This window comes from Rathayibacter sp. PhB179, from assembly GCF_004345345.1.
In the GTDB taxonomy this organism is placed as follows: domain Bacteria; phylum Actinomycetota; class Actinomycetes; order Actinomycetales; family Microbacteriaceae; genus Rathayibacter; species Rathayibacter festucae.
Genome location: NZ_SLVD01000003.1, coordinates 295,233 through 310,882, shown reverse-complemented (window position 1 = coordinate 310,882; position 15,650 = coordinate 295,233). Strand labels below are relative to the sequence as shown.

Below are 15,650 nucleotides of genomic sequence, written 5' to 3'. Positions count from 1 at the left end.
AGGAAGGAGGGGAGCGGGGTCGTGCGTCAGTACGCGCCGACCGGGCGCAGCATCACGCGCAGGGTCCGCCAGAGGATGAGCAGGTCGCCGGCCAGCGACCAGTTCTCGACGTAGTAGAGGTCGAGTCGGATCCCGTCCTCCCAGTCGAGCTCGGAGCGGCCGCCGGTCTGCCAGAGGCCGGTGATGCCGGGCTTGATGTAGAGACGGCGGTTCACGACGTCGTCGTAGCGCTCCACCTCGCTGAGCAGCGGCGGGCGAGGGCCGACCAGGCTCATGCTGCCGCGCAGCACGTTCCAGAACTGGGGCAGCTCGTCGAGCGAGTACCGCCGCAGGACGCGGCCGAGCGGGGTCACCCGCGGATCGTCGCGCAGCTTGAACAGCAGGCCGGAGCCCTCGTTCGCCGCACTCAGCTCCGCCAGCCGCGACTCCGCGTCGATGCTCATCGAGCGGAACTTCAGCATGGTGAAGAGGTGCCCGGCGCGGCCGACCCGCTGCTGCCGGAACAGGGCGGGCCCGGTGCTGTCGCGCCGGATCATCACCGCGAGCACGGCCAGCAGCGGCGAGAGCACCAGCAGCGCGAGGGCCGAGACGCTCACGTCCAGCACGCGCTTGAGCGCGTGGCGCGGACCGGAGTAGCGCGGCGGCTCGACCCGCATCAGCGGGAGACCGTCCACCGGGCGCCAGTGGATGCGCGGTCCGGCGACACTGCTGAGCCCCGGTGCGAGCACCAGCTCGACCGCGAACGGCTCGAGCGCCCAGCAGAGCCGGCGGAGGTAGGCGTCGCCGCCGTCCACCTGACCGGCCACGACCACCGCGTCGGCGCGCTGCTCGACGACCGCCTGGGCGATCGTGTCGATCGCTCCGACGACCGGGATCGAGCGGCCCCGGACGGTGATCGAGCGCCGCGGGTCGGCGAGGAGCGTGCGCTCACCGCCGGTCGAGAGCGCGACGCCGACGACGTCGTACTCGACGCGGCCGCGCCGGCGGTCGATCTGCGTGACGATGTGCGTCACGTCACCGGCGCTGCCGACGACGATCACCCGGGACAGGGCACGACCGGCCCGTCGCTCCCGGGCCAGGTGCCCGCGGCTGAGGGCGTGCGCCGCCAGCATCCCGCCGAGCCCGACGGGCAGGGCGATCAGCACGTGCACCCGCGGCAGGTCGACGTGGGTGAGGACCGAGGCGACGGAGGCGAGGCCGAACGTCGCGACCGTCGCCGAGAGCAGACGGCGGAACTCGTCCGCTCCCGCTCCGATGCGGTGCGCGAGGCGCCGCTGGGCGAGGAGGACGGAGCAGACCCAGAGGGCGCCGAGGACGCCGGCGACCACGAGGTCGGCCGAGCGCGCCTCGGCGGATCGCGCTTCGGCGGTCGAGCGCAGGCCGGCGGCCAGCGACACGGCCCCGAGCACGACCAAGACGTCCGCGGCCAGGACCCTCCGCGAGAATCGGCGTCGCCAGCTCGAGGCCTCCGCCGGCGGTGCCGGAACGAGGACGAGGGCGCGCGGATCGCGCTGAGGAGTCGGGGCCGCGGTGGAGACGGCGGTCACCGCGGTCTCCTGCTCTCACCGCCGCTCGTATGCCGGGTCGCCGGGGGGAGGCGACGGGGTCTCGAGGAGGGAGGGAGCCGTGTGGGCGCGCTGAAGGCGCGCACCAGTGGTGCATACAAAGGATCAACCTGCATTTCGGGTTTACAGGGAAGGGGGGTACTGCAGGGCGGGCTCGGAGGACGTCGCGGTTTCGGGGCCGCGATGCATCGTCGCCACGTCGGCACCGCTGTGACCGTCGTGCTCCCAGGATGAGCAGATCGGTCGAGGCAGGGCCTCGCGTCGGGGCGGCGCGGCACGACAGGGTTCGTGCGCTCCGTTCCCGGTGGTCGGGTGGTTCTCAGCCGAACATAGCGGTCCTGGCAACCCAGTGCGTGGCCCCAGTAAGGGGGTCGCACGGGGAGTGACATCCTCGATCTTCTCTCGGGCGTTCCTCAGCGATCCTCCTAGAATCGTCCCGGTGCCGGGAGTGCGATCGGGTCGCGCCCCGGTGCCAGGGGAGCACTGCCGCCCCCGATCGCCAGGAATCGAGACGGGGCGCGGGAATCCCTGCGCGGCCCGGGAGGTCACCTCCCGGGCCGCGTCGCCGCGTCGAGGCGGCCGCGCCGACGACTAAAGTCGAGGGGTCCCCCAGCCCCAGAGGAGCACCCGCGCGTGTCGAACGCATCGTCGAACGTCCCCGAATCGTCCCGTCCCGCCGCCGACGCCGCCGTCGTCACCGAGGCCGGCACGGGGTTCACGCACTTCACCGACCGGGCGGTGGTCGCGATCCGCGTCAACGGCGAGCTGAAGGACCTGGCCGCCGACGTCGTCCCCGGCGACAGCATCGAGCCCGTCCTGATCTCCTCGCCCGACGGCCTGAGCATCCTCCGCCACTCCGCCGCGCACGTGCTCGCGCAGGCCGTGCAGCAGAGCAACCCGGAGGCGAAGCTCGGCATCGGCCCGCCCGTCACCGACGGCTTCTACTACGACTTCGACGTCACCGAGCCCTTCACGCCCGAGGCCATGAAGGCGCTCGAGAAGGCGATGGACCGCATCATCCGCCAGGGCCAGCGCTTCGTGCGCCGCGTCGTCACCGAGGACGAGGCGCGCGCCGAGCTGGCCGCCGAGCCGTACAAGCTCGAGCTGATCGGCCTCAAGGGCGCGGGCGCCGACGGCGAGTCGGTCGAGGTCGGCGGCGCCGAGCTCACCATCTACGACAACGTCGACCCCCGCACCGGCGAGACGGTCTGGAAGGACCTCTGCCGCGGCCCGCACCTGCCCAACACCCGGATGATCGGCAACGGCTACGCGCTGACCCGCAACGCCGCGGCCTACTGGCGCGGCTCTGAGAAGAACCCGCAGCTGCAGCGCGTCTACGGCACCGCGTGGCCCACGAAGGACGAGCTGCGCGCGCACCAGGCCCGCCTCGAGGAGGCCGCCCGCCGCGACCACCGCAAGCTCGGCCACGAGCTCGACCTCTTCTCCTTCCCGGACGAGATCGGCTCCGGCCTCGCGGTCTTCCACCCCAAGGGCGGCATCATCCGCTACGAGATCGAGCAGTACATGCGCGAGCAGCTGCTCGCCCACGACTACGAGCTCGTCTACACGCCGCACATCACCAAGGGCGACCTCTTCATGACCAGCGGCCACCTGCAGTGGTACGCCGAGGGCATGTTCCCTCCGATGCACCTCGACGAGCTGCAGGACGAGGACGGCACCGTCACCCGCCAGGGCCAGGACTACTACCTGAAGCCCATGAACTGCCCGTTCCACAACCTGATCTTCCGCTCGCGCGGGCGCAGCTACCGCGAGCTGCCGCTGCGCCTGGCCGAGTTCGGCACCGTCTACCGCTACGAGAAGAGCGGCACCCTGCAGGGCCTCACCCGCGTCCGCGGGCTGACCCAGGACGACGCGCACATCTACGTCACGCAGGAGGACGTGTCGGCCGAGCTGACCCGCAACCTCGAGTTCGTGCTCCAGGTCCTGCGCGACTACGGCCTCGACGACTTCTACCTCGAGCTCTCCACCAACGAGGAGGGCAACCCGAAGTTCGTCGGCGACCCCGAGCAGTGGGAGTCGGCGATCGAGTCGCTGCGCGCCGTCGCCGTCGACTCCGGCCTCGAGCTGGTCCCCGACCCGGGCGGAGCCGCGTTCTACGGCCCGAAGATCTCGGTCCAGGCGCGCGACGCCATCGGCCGCACCTGGCAGATGTCGACGATCCAGCTCGACTTCAACCAGCCCGAGCGCTTCGAGCTCGAGTACACCGCCTCCGACGGCTCGAAGAAGCGCCCGGTGATGATCCACCGCGCCCTCTTCGGCTCGATCGAGCGCTTCTTCGCCATCCTCACCGAGCACTACGCCGGAGCGTTCCCGGTCTGGCTCTCGCCGGTGCAGGTCGTCGGCATCCCGATCGCCGACGAGTACCTGCCCTACCTCGAGGACGTCGTCGGTCAGCTGAAGAAGGCCGGCGTCCGCGCCGAGATCGACTACTCCAGCGACCGGATGCAGAAGAAGATCCGCAACGCGACCCTGCAGAAGGTCCCGTTCCAGCTGATCGTCGGCGAGAAGGACCGCGACGCCGGAGCGGTCAGCTTCCGCTTCCGCGACGGCACCCAGGAGAACGGCATCCCCGTCGCCGACGCTGTCGCCCGGATCCGCGAGGCCATCGCGACCAAGGCTCAGGTCTAGCGATGGCGGAGCCGTTCGACGACGCCGTCCCCGAGGGTGCCGAGTCCTCCGCGCACCTCGCCGGCGTCCCCGACGAGTTCCAGCGCCTGTGGACCCCGCACCGGATGGTCTACATCCAGAAGGGCCAGCCCGGCGACGACGACTGCCCGTTCTGCGTCGCGCCGACGCTGAGCGACGAGGAGGCGCTGATCGTCGCGCGCGGCGAGCACGCGTTCGTCCTGCTGAACCTCTTCCCGTACAACTCCGGCCACCTCCTGGTCTGCCCGTACCGGCACATCCCGCTCTACGACGAGGCCACTCCCGAGGAAGTGGCCGAGATCGGCGCGCTCACCCAGACGGCGATGCGCGTCCTCCGCGAGGTCTCGAACAACGACGGCTTCAACCTCGGCATGAACCAGGGCGCCGTCGCCGGCGCCGGCATCGCCGCCCACCTGCACCAGCACGTCGTGCCGCGCTGGGCGACCGACGCCAACTTCTTCCCGATCATCGCCCGCACCAAGGCCCTGCCCCAGCTCCTCGGCGACGTCCGCGCGAGCCTCGCCGCGGCCTGGCCCCGCCCCTAGCCGGGCCTCCCTACGCCTGTCGAGCAGCCGCAGTGAGCAGCCGCGCAGCGGCTGCGCATCCTTCTCGGGCAGCTGCGCTGCTGCTGCCTATGTTGGTCGAGTAGCCCCGCAGGGGCGTATCGAGACCCACCGTCGTCAGCAGGCCGAGTCTGCAGACTCCAGTCCCGACGCCGGTGGATCTCGATACGCCCGCTCCGCGGGCTGCTCGATCAGCATGGACCGCCTCATGCCGCCCTCCTTGCCGGCCGCGCAGCGGCGTCTCGAGACCCGCCCCGCCCGCATGTCCAGCGCCGATGTCGGTCAGCCCCGTCTCGTAGACTGGACGCTGCCGTCGGCGGAAGTCGCCGCACAGAACAGGACTCGCGAACATGACCGACACCACCCCCACGTCCTCCTCCGCCTCGGAGCAGTTCGGCTCGAGCCGCGTCAAGCGCGGGCTCGCCGAGATGCTCAAGGGCGGCGTCATCATGGACGTCGTCAACGCCGAGCAGGCGCGCATCGCCGAGGACGCCGGAGCCGTCGCCGTGATGGCGCTCGAGCGCGTCCCCGCCGACATCCGCTCGCAGGGCGGCGTCGCGCGGATGAGCGACCCCGACCTCATCGACGGGATCGTCGCCGCCGTCTCCATCCCCGTGATGGCCAAGGCCCGCATCGGCCACTTCGTCGAGGCGCAGATCCTCCAGGAGCTCGGCGTCGACTACATCGACGAGTCCGAGGTCCTCTCGCCGGCCGACTACGTGAACCACATCGACAAGTGGAAGTTCACCGTCCCCTTCGTCTGCGGCGCCACCAACCTCGGCGAGGCCCTGCGCCGCATCACCGAGGGTGCGGCGATGATCCGCTCGAAGGGCGAGGCCGGCACGGGCGACGTCTCCGAGGCCACCAAGCACATCCGCACCATCTCCGCCGAGGTGAACCGCCTCAAGTCGCTGACGAAGGACGAGCTCTACGTCGCCGCCAAGGAGCTGCAGGCGCCCTACGAGCTGGTCGCCGAGATCGCGCAGACCGGAAAGCTCCCCGTCGTGCTCTTCACCGCCGGCGGTGTCGCCACCCCGGCCGACGCCGCGCTGATGATGCAGCTCGGTGCCGACGGCGTCTTCGTCGGCTCCGGCGTCTTCAAGTCGGGCGAGCCCGCGAAGCGCGCCGCTGCGATCGTCAAGGCGACGACGTTCTTCGACGACGCGAAGGTCGTCGCCGAGGCGTCCCGCGGTCTCGGCGAGGCGATGGTCGGCATCAACGTGGCCGACGTGCCCGCGCCGCACCGGCTCTCCGAGCGTGGCTGGTAGCGAGAGCGCGCCCGTCGCGGGCGAGGACGAGACCCGGGAGTCCCTCGCGGGGCTCCGGGTCGGCGTCCTCGCCCTGCAGGGCGACTTCCGCGAGCACGCGCACGTGCTGCGCGAGCTCGGCGCCGAGGTGGTGCTGGTGCGCCGCCCGGCCGAGCTCGACTCCGTCGCGGGTCTCGTGATCCCCGGCGGCGAGTCCACGGTGATGGACAAGCTCTCGCGCCTGTTCGGCCTCGCCGAGCCGGTGAAGGCCGCGATCGCGGCGGGTCTGCCGGTCTACGGCACCTGCGCCGGGCTGATCATGCTCGCCGACCGCGTGCTCGACCGCATCGACGGCCAGAGCAGCTTCGGCGGCCTGGACGTGACGGTCCGCCGGAACGCCTTCGGCAACCAGCTGGACTCCTTCGAGACCGACCTCGACATCGACGGCATCGGCGACCCGCCGATGCATGCGGTCTTCATCCGCGCCCCCGTCGTCGAGGAGCTGGGGGAGCGGGCGCACGCCCTCGCCGCCCTGGCCGACGGCCGGGTCGTCGCCGTCGAGCAGGGCGCCCTGCTGGGCACCTCGTTCCACCCCGAGATCACCGGCGACTACCGGTTCCACGAGCTGTTCCTGCGCAAGGTCGCGGCCACCCGCTTCGACGCCGACGCCTAGGGGCGCGCCGGTCTCCTCGGCCGCGGACCCGCTCGCACGGAGAGCGGGCCCGCAGGGACCGCTCAGACCTCGACGGTCGTGTTCCTCGCCGTGAGGTCGGATCCTCGGGTGTCCGCGGCGTCTCCGGAGGAGTCTTCCCGCGTCGCTGCCCGGGCGGAGTGGCGGCCCGACGATGCGCTCGACGGCGGGACGGACGCGGGGGCGCCGGGTGCGGCGGCGGTGGCGATCACCGGGCTCGTCGAGGCGACCGCCGCTGAGGAGCGCCGCGCGACTCGGGGCGACGCCTTGCGGTCGACGCCGCTCTCGCAGCCGTCCGGATCTGACGTGCCTCGACAGATGTGGTCGGGGTGGTCGTGGTGGCGGCCGATCATCGTGGTGCTCCTCGTCGTGGGTCGTCTGCAGCGCGGTGCGAGCGCGCCGGGCCACCGAGAGCCTGACGGCTGAGCGCCTGCACCGACGAACCCGTGGCGCGGCCGATGTGCGCTGGCGGGATCCGACATACCGATGTGCGCCGTGCTCCTCTACTGCGACCATCGGCGGCTCCTCCTGAGGTCGCCGCCGATCGCCTCGGCACGGCACAGTAGGGGGATGCCCGAACTCCCCGAAGTGCACGCGCTCGCCCGCGACCTCGATGAGCGCCTCGGCGGCCGCGTGCTCGAGCGCCTCGACGTCTTCGCGATCTCCGCGCTGAAGACCGTCGCGATCCCGCCGTCCTCGCTCGCGGGGGAGACGGTGCACGGGGTGAGCCGGCACGGCAAGTTCCTCGATCTCGCGATCGGCGACGTGCACGTTCTGCTGCACCTGGCCCGCGCGGGCTGGGTGCGCTGGCGTCCCGAGCGGCCGACCGCGCCGGTGAAGCCGGGCCGTGGCCCGCTCGCCGCGCGCCTGATCCTCGACGACGGCTCCGGCTTCGACATCACCGAGGCCGGCACGAAGAAGAGCCTCGCCATCTCGATCGTCGAGGATCCGCGGGACGTGCCGGGCGTGGCCAGGCTCGGTCCCGATCCGCTCGACCCGGAGTTCACCCGCGAGATCCTCGGCGCGATCCTCGCCACCGCGGGCCGCGCCCAGCTCAAGGGCGTGCTGCGCGACCAGTCCCGGATCGCCGGGATCGGCAACGCCTACTCCGACGAGATCCTGCACGTCGCGCGGATGTCGCCGTTCAAGCCGGCGACACTCACGCCGGACGAGCTCGACCGCCTGTACACCGCGCTGCACTACACCCTGGAGGAGGCGCTCGGCCGGGCCGAGGGGCTGCACGCCGCCGATCTCAAGCGCGAGAAGAAGCTCGGGATGCGGGTGCACGGCCGCACCGGCGAGGCCTGCCCGGTCTGCGGCGACACGATCCGCCAGGTGATCTACTCCGACTCGACGCTGCAGTACTGCCCCACCTGCCAGACCGGCGGGAAGCCGCTGGCCGACCGCGTCCTCTCCCGCCTGCTGAAGTAGCGCGCCATCGGCTCGACGCGCTCGCCGCCGAGGACGTCCTCCTCGGCTCGGCTCGGAGCGGAGGAGCTCCGGTCAGACGTCGATGGTGCTGGTGGCGGACGGCAGACCCCATCCTCGGGTCGCGGAGGGATCCGGGCCCGGGAAGACCGGCCCTCGCACGATGGCGATCGTCGCGGAGAACGCGCCCGTCGGACTGGCACTGAGGCGTGTCACCGGGGGCCTGGAGGAGAAGGAGACCCAGATGAGAGTGGTGCCGAAGGGGTAGCTCTCGATGGCCGGGTACGATCCGGCGGGGAACAGGAAGCGCCCGGAGCGGGGTCCCTCGGCTACGACGCCGGTCCCCCAGGACTCGACGTCGTGTTCGACCGTGATCCTGACCTCGACGTCCTCCGCGAGCACGATCTGCCCGGTGGCGGTCCGGTCCCCGTTCACGATGACCCCGGTCTGGAAGCTGCGGGGGTAGACCCTCGACAGGATGACGCCGGCGAAGGTCCCGGTGCCGACCGGTGCGGGTGACGCGGTGGCGCCGGGAGCCGCGACGGCGGCGGCGACGACCGGGGTGGTCCATGCGGCGGCGACGGCGGTGCGGCGCGCGATGCCCGGGGGCTGAGACGAGCGGAGACCGTCGTCGTGGTGGTGGTCCTGCGTCATGGTGTGTCCTCGTCCTCGTCCTCATTCGAATCGCGGGGCCGCGCGGAGCGTTCCTGCGCGGAGCGTTCCTGCGCCTGCATCACCTTCCCGAGGGGAGGGGGCGAGCGGCGAATCTCTGGCATCGATCGTGCCGCCTGGCGGGATCCGCCGCGGGCGCGGTCTCGGCGGCGACTCCGGCCGTTCGCCCACAGCCTCTTCGTGGAGGACCGGACCTCCTCCGATCGACGCCGCAGGACCGCTCGCTCGGCCCGACCTGCCAGACCGGCGGGAAGCTCCTGGCCGACCGGGTCCTCTCCCGCCTGCTGAAGTAGCGCGAGGTCAGTTCGTCACTGTCGCCGTCGCGGATGTCGCTCCGAACTGCTGGGCGGCGCCGGGATCGGGCCCGAGGTAGACGGGGCCGCGGGTCAGGGTGGCTGTCGCGAGGAAACTGCCTTTCGGCTCTGCAGTGAGGAAGGACGTGTACGTCTGATTGAAGGAGACCGAGACGCTCTGGCTGCCGATCTGGTAGGTCCGGTTCACGGGGTAAGGGCCGACGGCGACGACCAGGCGGGCGGCCCGGGGCCCCATCGCGATGAGTCCGCTGTCCCAGCGCGAGACGTCGTGGTCGGTCGAGACGTCCACCCACGTCTCCTCCTCCAGCTGAACGCTCGACCCGGTCGTTCCGGTCGCGTTGATGTAGGCGGTGACGCCGAAGGTACCGGCGGCGTACGACGTGACCCTCACCCCGACGAAGGTGGCGACGATCACCGGGGCGGGTGACGCCGAGGCGCCGGGGGCCGCGACCGCGGCGGCGACCACCGGGGTCGTCCACGCGGCCATGACCGCGGTCCGCCGCGCGACTCCGGGCGAAGGGGGCGATCGGAGCTCGTCGTACTGCGGAGGGTGCTCGTCGGGTGTCATCGGTCCTCGTTCTCGCTCGCGGCGACCGGACGGCAGAGAGCTGCCCGGCTCGCCGGCCACTCTGCCGATGAGGGGCCGTGAGCGCCGAATCGGTGGCGCAGATCGTGCCGGTGGCTCGATCGGACGATCCCGAGCGCGCGGATCCTGCACGTCGGTGCCAGGGGCCGCGGGGCGGACCTCGGGCTCGTGGAACATCCCCCGGCTCGCTGGATCGGTCCGTTCGGACGTGCCGGACGCAGCTCCGCGTGCCGGAGAGCCGCGCGGCTGATCTCCGGCGCGCGGAACACTCTCCGGCGTGCGGAATCGACCGGTTCCAGCCTGCCGACACCTCTCAGAACGTGAGGACGGCCACCGCGGACGGGCGGCCGTGGATGCCGGTCGCGTACGGGTCGGGACCTCGGTAGGTGGGTCCCCGGGTCACCTTCGCCTCCACCGCGAATCGCCCCCGCGGATCGGCTACGAGCTCGCACACGGTCTGAGGCCCCGGGTACGGGGCGGTGACCACCACGCTCCTGGTGCGGACCGTGTAGCTCTCGACGGTGGGGTAGACCCCGGCGGGGATCGTGATCATTCCGGCCCGAGGCCCCTCGGGAACGATCCCGTCCGGCCAGACGGCGACGTCGTGGTCCGGTGAGTCGACGCGCACGACCGCGTCCTGGGGGAGGACGACCGGGGTGCCCGGAGTCCCGGTCCCGTTGAGGTACACCTCGACGCGGAAGGCCCGCGGGGACTCGCCGCCGAGGGAGGCGAGCCAGACGCCGAGGAAGGTGCCGTCCTCCTTCGGCGGCGTGGAGGCGGAGGCCGCAGGGGCGGCCGTGGCGCCCGCGATCACCGGGACCGTCCAGGCGACCGCGAGCGCCGACCGGCGCCCGATCCCCGGTGGACGATCCCCGTCCAGTCCGGTCGTGTCGTCCCTCTGCGGGTCGTTCGTCATCGCGGTCCTCGTTCTCGTCTCGGCCGCGCGGCCCTGCGTCCTGGTGGGTCATCGTCCTCGTTCGAACCGCAGGCGCCGCGCGGAGCGTTCCAGCGCCGGCATCACCTTCTCGGTGTGAGGGGACGAGGGGCGAATCTCTGGCACCGATCGTGCCGCCTGGCGGGATTGCCGCGGAGCGCGGCCTCGGCGGCGACTCCGGCCGTCCGCCCACAGCCTCCTGGCGGAGGACGGAATCCGATCCGATCGACGCCGCAGAGCTGCCCGCTCCGCCCGACCTTCCGGACCGGCGACGCGTCGGAGGCCGACCGCGTCCTCTCCCAGCTGCCGCGCTGACCGCCGGCGATCGTCAGACCGTGATCATGACGGTCTGCGACGGAAGCCCGTATCCCTGCGTGACGGACGGGTCGGGACCGGGGTAGACCGGTCCGCTCACCACAGCGACGGTCACGGGGAACGAGCCGGTCGGAGAGGCAGTGAGTCCGGAGGTCAGCTGTCCGAGCGGGGACGCGACCGAGATGCGTCGTCCGGCGATGTCGTAGATGGCGTCGACCGAGTACGAGCCCGCAGGGACGAGCAGGCGGCCCGCTCGGGGGCTCTCTGCCACGATCCCGGATCCCCAGTACGCGACGTCGTGCCCCGCCGTGATCCGGATCTCCGCGGCGCGCTCGAGCACGATCGGCGTCAAGGACGTCTGAGGGACATTGAGGAGGACCGCCGTCACGAAGACACCGGAGCGGTAGCCCTGAAGAGTCACACCCAGGAACGCTCCGTCTCCCACCGGGGCGGGGGACGCCGAGGCGCCGGGAGCGGCGACCGCGGCGGCGACCACCGGGGTCGTCCACGCGGCCGTGACAGCGGTCCGCCGTGCGATGCCCGGCGGAGGGGAGGATCGGCGCTCGTCGTCGTGCGGGTGGCGCTCATCGGGTGGCATCGGTGTCCTCGTTCTCGTTCGCGTCGACTGGACGGCGGGGTGCGACCCGGCTCGCCGGCCACTCTTCCGACGAGGAGCGGCCGGCGCCGAATCGCTGGCGGAGATCGGGTCGGTGGCTCGATCGGACGATCCCGAGCGCACGGATCCCGCTCGTCGGATCGTCACCGGTCCGCTGGACGACGGGCTTCCGCAGAGGTCCCCGACGATCGGGTCCGTGCCGGAGGGCCGCGCGATCGACCTCCGGCTCGTGGAACCCCCTCCGGCTCGCAGAACCGCCCGGTTCCGACGAGCCGGACGCGCTTCCCGGTGCCGAAGCCGCCCTGGCATGCGTCCTCGGGCCCTCGGGCGCGGCTCGGACCGCCCCGCCCGGCGCTCGATTACACTGGACCAGCCATCAGCGGCGCCCGAGGGAGTCGCACGAACGAGAGATTTCCGAGGGAGCACCGTGTCCGGGCATTCCAAGTGGGCCACGACCAAGCACCAGAAGGCGATCAAGGACTCGCGCCGCGCGAAGTCCTTCGCCAAGCTGATCAAGAACATCGAGGTGGCCGCCAAGATCGGCGGCGCCGACATGTCCGGCAATCCGACGCTCGTCGACGCCGTGCAGAAGGCGAAGAAGACCTCGGTGCCGAACGACAACATCGACCGCGCGATCAAGCGCGGCGCGGGCCTCACCGGCGAGGTCATCGACTACACGACGATCATGTACGAGGCCTACGGCCCGAACGGCATCGCTCTGCTCGTCGAGTGCCTCACCGACAACAAGAACCGCGCCGCGGCGGACGTCCGCACCGCGATGACCCGCAACGGCGGCACCATGGCCGACCCGGGCAGCGTCGCCTACAACTTCGCGCGCAAGGGCGTCATCACCGTGCCGCACGGCGACGGCGTCACCGAGGACGACGTGCTCGGCGCGGTCCTCGACTTCGGCGTCGACGACGTCATCGACCACGGCGAGTCCTTCGAGGTCCGCACCGAGGCCGCCGAGCTGGTCCCGGCGCGCACGGCGCTCCAGGAGGCGGGCATCGACTACGACGCCGCCGACGTCGAGTTCGTCGCCTCGCTGCAGGTCGAGGCCGACGCGGAGACGGCGCGCAAGGTCTTCCGCCTGATCGACGCGCTCGAGGACTCGGACGACGTGCAGAACGTCTACACGAACCTCGACATCACGCCCGAGGTCCGGGCCGAGCTCGAGAACGACGAGGAGTGACCCGGTGACCCCGGCTCGTCCCGGGCGGACGCGCTGATGCGCGTCCTCGGGATCGACCCGGGGCTCACCCGGTGCGGCGTCGGCATCGTCGACGTCGGACGCGATCGCCGAGCGACGCTCGTGCACGTGAGCGTCCTGCGCACCCCGGCCGACGCGCCGCTCGAGCGCCGGCTGCTCGCCCTCGGCGACGGGATCGAGGCGCTGCTCGACGAGCACCGTCCCGACGCCGTGGCGATCGAGCGCGTCTTCGCGCAGAACAACGTCAGCACCGTGATGGGCATCGCCCAGATCAGCGGCGTCGCTCTGGTCGCGGCCGCCCGCCGCGACCTCGTCGTCGGCATGCACACGCCCAGCGAGGTCAAGGCCGCGGTCACCGGCTACGGCTCGGCCGACAAGCGCCAGGTCACCACGATGATCCAGCGCATCCTCCGGCTCGACGCCCCGCCGAAGCCGGCCGACGCGGCCGACGCCCTCGCCCTCGCCGTCTGCCACGCCTGGCGCGGGCCGATCGCCGCGGGCCCCGCCACGGCCGAGGGGGAGACCGCGGCGCAGCGGGCCTGGCGCGCCGCGGAGGCCGCCACTCGAACGCCTGTTCGAGCCTCTAGACTGACGCGGTGATCTCCTCCCTCCGCGGCACCGTCCTCTCCGCTCGCGGGAGCCTCGCCGTCGTCGACGTCCACGGCGTCGGCTACGCGGTCAACGTCACGCCGCAGCACGCGCTCGAGCTGCGGGTCGGCGACGAGACCGTGCTGACGACGACGCTGATCGTCCGCGAGGACTCGCTGACCCTCTACGGCTTCCCGGACGAGGAGCAGCTCGAGATCTTCGAGCTGCTGATCGGCGTCACCGGCGTCGGCCCCAAGTCCGCGCTCGGCGTGCTCGGCGCGGTCGAGCCCGAGCGCATCGCCCAGGCCGTCGCCGACGAGGACGACGCCGTCTTCCGCAAGGTCTCCGGCATCGGCCCGAAGACCGCGAAGCTCATCATCCTGTCGCTCGCGGGCAAGTTCGCCGTCCGCCCGCGCGCCGCCCGCGGCTCCGGGCCGGGCGCGACGGCCGCGCAGAGCGTGCTCTCGGCACTCGTCGGCCTCGGCTGGCCCGAGCGCGTCGCCGCCGAGGTCGTCGACGAGATCCTGCTCGACGCCCAGGCCTCCGACGCCGCGAGCGTGCAGTCGCTGCTCCGCCTCGCCCTGGCCCGGCTCGGTCCGGCGGCGCGCTCGTGAGCGGCGACGACGTGATGGGCCCCGAGGTCGCCTCCGAGGCCGAGATCGCCTTCGAGGGCGCGCTCCGCCCGAAGAACCTCGGTGAGTTCGTCGGCCAGCGCAAGGTCCGCGGCCAGCTCGAGCTGCTGCTCAAGGCGGCGGCGATGCAGGGCCGCACGCCCGACCACATCCTGCTGGCCGGCCCGCCCGGCCTCGGCAAGACCACCCTCGCGATGATCGTGGCGGAGGAGAGCTCCTCGCCGCTGCGGATGTCCAGCGGCCCCGCGATCCAGCACGCCGGGGACCTGGCCGCCGTGCTCTCCTCGCTGCTGCCCGGCGAGATCCTCTTCATCGACGAGATCCACCGGATGGCGCGCTCCGCGGAGGAGATGCTCTACCTCGCGATGGAGGACTTCCGGATCGACATCATGGTCGGCAAGGGCGCCGGCGCGACCTCCGTCCCGCTGGATCTCGCGCCGTTCACCCTCGTCGGCGCGACCACGCGCTCGGGCCTCCTGCCGAATCCGCTGCGCGACCGGTTCGGCTTCACCGCCCACCTCGAGTTCTACGCCGAGGACGAGCTGCGCCAGGTGCTGACCCGCGCCGCGCGGCTGCTCGACCTCGACATCGACGGCGAGGCGGTCGCCGAGATCGCCGGCCGCTGCCGGGGCACCCCGCGCATCGCGAACCGCCTGCTGCGCCGGGTCCGCGACTTCGCGCTCGTGCACGGCGGTCGCGCCGACGTCACCGCGGTCCGCGCCGCACTCGACCTCTACGACGTCGACGAGCTCGGCCTCGACCGCCTCGACCGCGCCGTGATGGACATCGTGCTCACCCGCTTCGACGGCGGACCGGTCGGACTCAACACGCTCGCGGTCTCCGTCGGCGAGGAGGCGGAGACGGTCGAGGCGGTTGTCGAGCCGTTCCTCGTCCGGATCGGGCTGCTCACCCGCACTCCGCGCGGGCGCGTCGCGACCCCGGCCGCGTACCGGCACTTCGGCGTGGATCCGCGCGGGGGAGCCGCCTCGGCCTCCCAGCGGCCCCTGTTCGGAGATGACCTATAATCTTCAAGGCCCGACGGGCCGCTCGATCCGCATGCGCCACCCCTTGTGTGCGCGGCGGATCACCCTCAACTCCGGAAGGCTCACCCATGGATCCGACGATCATCCTGCTCGTCCTGCTTCTCGCCGTGATGATCATCTTCATGTTCCGCAACAACAAGAAGCGGCAGCGCGACGCGGAGAAGATGAAGTCCGGGCTGGTCCCCGGTGTCGAGCTGATGACCGGCTCCGGCCTGTTCGGCACCGTCGTCTCGATCGACGACGACGAGAACAAGATCGTCATCGAGTCGACCCCCGGGACGCTCCTGACGATCCACCGCCAGGCCATCGCCCGCCTCATCGACCCGACCGAGAACGCGGTCGTCGCAGACGAGGACGAGGCCGAGTCCGTGGCGGCCGTCGAGTCGCCCGCGTTCGGCGAGCGCGACGCCGCGCACACCGCCGACCCGCTGGTCGACCCGGTCGAGCGCGACCGCAGGCCCGACGCGCAGTAGTCTCCAGGGCGGGCAGGGTGCATCGGCACCCCGCCCGCCCTTCCACGTCCGGGGTGCGCCCCGGATCGAAGACCGTCGATCGGACGACAGGCGCGGCCCCCGGGGT

Annotated in this window: 16 protein-coding genes; 10 read left to right on the top strand and 6 right to left on the bottom strand. The window is 72.0% G+C overall.

The genetic code is table 11. From position 1 onward, the window contains the following. Nucleotides 1-26: 26 nt before the first annotated feature. A complete protein-coding gene (locus tag EDF43_RS08660) occupies nt 27-1,547 on the bottom strand; it encodes a sugar transferase (RefSeq protein ID WP_123446182.1) in 1,521 nt (506 codons plus the stop codon). A gap of 756 nt (nt 1,548-2,303) precedes the next feature. Here EDF43_RS08660 and thrS point away from each other — a divergent pair. From thrS to pdxT, 4 genes are all read left to right on the top strand, one after another. Continuing rightward, nucleotides 2,304-4,214 carry a threonine--tRNA ligase gene (thrS, locus tag EDF43_RS08655; RefSeq protein ID WP_243646269.1) on the top strand — a complete coding sequence of 637 codons (1,911 nt, stop codon included), beginning with the start codon at nt 2,304-2,306 and terminating at the stop codon, nt 4,212-4,214. A 2-nt stretch (nt 4,215-4,216) separates the two neighbouring features. Next, nucleotides 4,217-4,777: an HIT domain-containing protein gene (locus tag EDF43_RS08650; RefSeq protein ID WP_123733032.1), complete on the top strand. Its 561-nt coding sequence runs from the start codon at nt 4,217-4,219 to the stop codon at nt 4,775-4,777. A gap of 368 nt (nt 4,778-5,145) precedes the next feature. Then, nucleotides 5,146-6,063 (top strand): pyridoxal 5'-phosphate synthase lyase subunit PdxS, encoded by a 918-nt coding sequence (gene pdxS / locus EDF43_RS08645; RefSeq protein ID WP_123446185.1) that lies wholly within the window; start codon nt 5,146-5,148, stop codon nt 6,061-6,063. Next, the gene (gene pdxT, locus EDF43_RS08640; RefSeq protein ID WP_132436295.1) at nt 6,053-6,715 is read left to right on the top strand and encodes a pyridoxal 5'-phosphate synthase glutaminase subunit PdxT; all 663 of its coding nucleotides are present in this window, start codon (nt 6,053-6,055) and stop codon (nt 6,713-6,715) included. The genes pdxS and pdxT overlap by 11 nt, the downstream gene beginning before the upstream one ends. 62 nt (nt 6,716-6,777) lie before the next feature. Here the strand turns inward: pdxT and EDF43_RS08635 are convergent, their stop codons facing one another. Continuing rightward, nucleotides 6,778-7,086: a hypothetical protein gene (locus tag EDF43_RS08635; RefSeq protein WP_132436293.1), complete on the bottom strand. Its 309-nt coding sequence runs from the start codon at nt 7,084-7,086 to the stop codon at nt 6,778-6,780. 217 nt (nt 7,087-7,303) lie between these two features. Here EDF43_RS08635 and EDF43_RS08630 point away from each other — a divergent pair, with 217 nt between their 5' ends. Beyond that, complete coding sequence (locus tag EDF43_RS08630; protein WP_132436291.1) at nt 7,304-8,164, top strand: DNA-formamidopyrimidine glycosylase family protein; 861 nt, start codon at nt 7,304-7,306, stop codon at nt 8,162-8,164. Between the two features lie 72 nt (nt 8,165-8,236). Here EDF43_RS08630 and EDF43_RS21760 read toward each other — a convergent pair whose 3' ends face one another. The 4 genes from EDF43_RS21760 to EDF43_RS08605 form a co-directional block, all read right to left on the bottom strand. Beyond that, the gene (locus EDF43_RS21760) at nt 8,237-8,815 is read right to left on the bottom strand and encodes a hypothetical protein (protein WP_165909041.1); all 579 of its coding nucleotides are present in this window, start codon (nt 8,813-8,815) and stop codon (nt 8,237-8,239) included. A gap of 318 nt (nt 8,816-9,133) precedes the next feature. Further along, a complete protein-coding gene (locus EDF43_RS08615; protein WP_165909057.1) occupies nt 9,134-9,715 on the bottom strand; it encodes a hypothetical protein in 582 nt (193 codons plus the stop codon). A gap of 331 nt (nt 9,716-10,046) precedes the next feature. Beyond that, nucleotides 10,047-10,649, bottom strand: coding sequence for a hypothetical protein (locus EDF43_RS21755; protein WP_165909056.1), 603 nt, complete (start codon nt 10,647-10,649; stop codon nt 10,047-10,049). A gap of 346 nt (nt 10,650-10,995) precedes the next feature. After that, nucleotides 10,996-11,580: a hypothetical protein gene (locus tag EDF43_RS08605; protein ID WP_132436289.1), complete on the bottom strand. Its 585-nt coding sequence runs from the start codon at nt 11,578-11,580 to the stop codon at nt 10,996-10,998. A 445-nt stretch (nt 11,581-12,025) separates the two neighbouring features. Here EDF43_RS08605 and EDF43_RS08600 point away from each other — a divergent pair, with 445 nt between their 5' ends. The 5 genes from EDF43_RS08600 to yajC all read left to right on the top strand — a co-directional run bounded on the left by EDF43_RS08600 (nt 12,026) and on the right by yajC (nt 15,544). Continuing rightward, the gene (locus tag EDF43_RS08600) at nt 12,026-12,790 is read left to right on the top strand and encodes a YebC/PmpR family DNA-binding transcriptional regulator (RefSeq protein WP_123446193.1); all 765 of its coding nucleotides are present in this window, start codon (nt 12,026-12,028) and stop codon (nt 12,788-12,790) included. Between the two features lie 36 nt (nt 12,791-12,826). Continuing rightward, nucleotides 12,827-13,408, top strand: coding sequence for a crossover junction endodeoxyribonuclease RuvC (gene ruvC, locus EDF43_RS08595; protein WP_132436288.1), 582 nt, complete (start codon nt 12,827-12,829; stop codon nt 13,406-13,408). Beyond that, the gene (ruvA, locus tag EDF43_RS08590; protein ID WP_132436287.1) at nt 13,405-14,010 is read left to right on the top strand and encodes a Holliday junction branch migration protein RuvA; all 606 of its coding nucleotides are present in this window, start codon (nt 13,405-13,407) and stop codon (nt 14,008-14,010) included. Before ruvC ends, ruvA begins: the two co-directional genes overlap by 4 nt. Before the next feature lie 14 nt (nt 14,011-14,024). Further along, nucleotides 14,025-15,053: a Holliday junction branch migration DNA helicase RuvB gene (gene ruvB, locus EDF43_RS08585; protein WP_123446196.1), complete on the top strand. Its 1,029-nt coding sequence runs from the start codon at nt 14,025-14,027 to the stop codon at nt 15,051-15,053. 86 nt (nt 15,054-15,139) lie between these two features. Continuing rightward, nucleotides 15,140-15,544 carry a preprotein translocase subunit YajC gene (gene yajC, locus EDF43_RS08580; protein WP_123735844.1) on the top strand — a complete coding sequence of 135 codons (405 nt, stop codon included), beginning with the start codon at nt 15,140-15,142 and terminating at the stop codon, nt 15,542-15,544. The last annotated feature ends 106 nt before the right edge of the window (nt 15,545-15,650 follow it).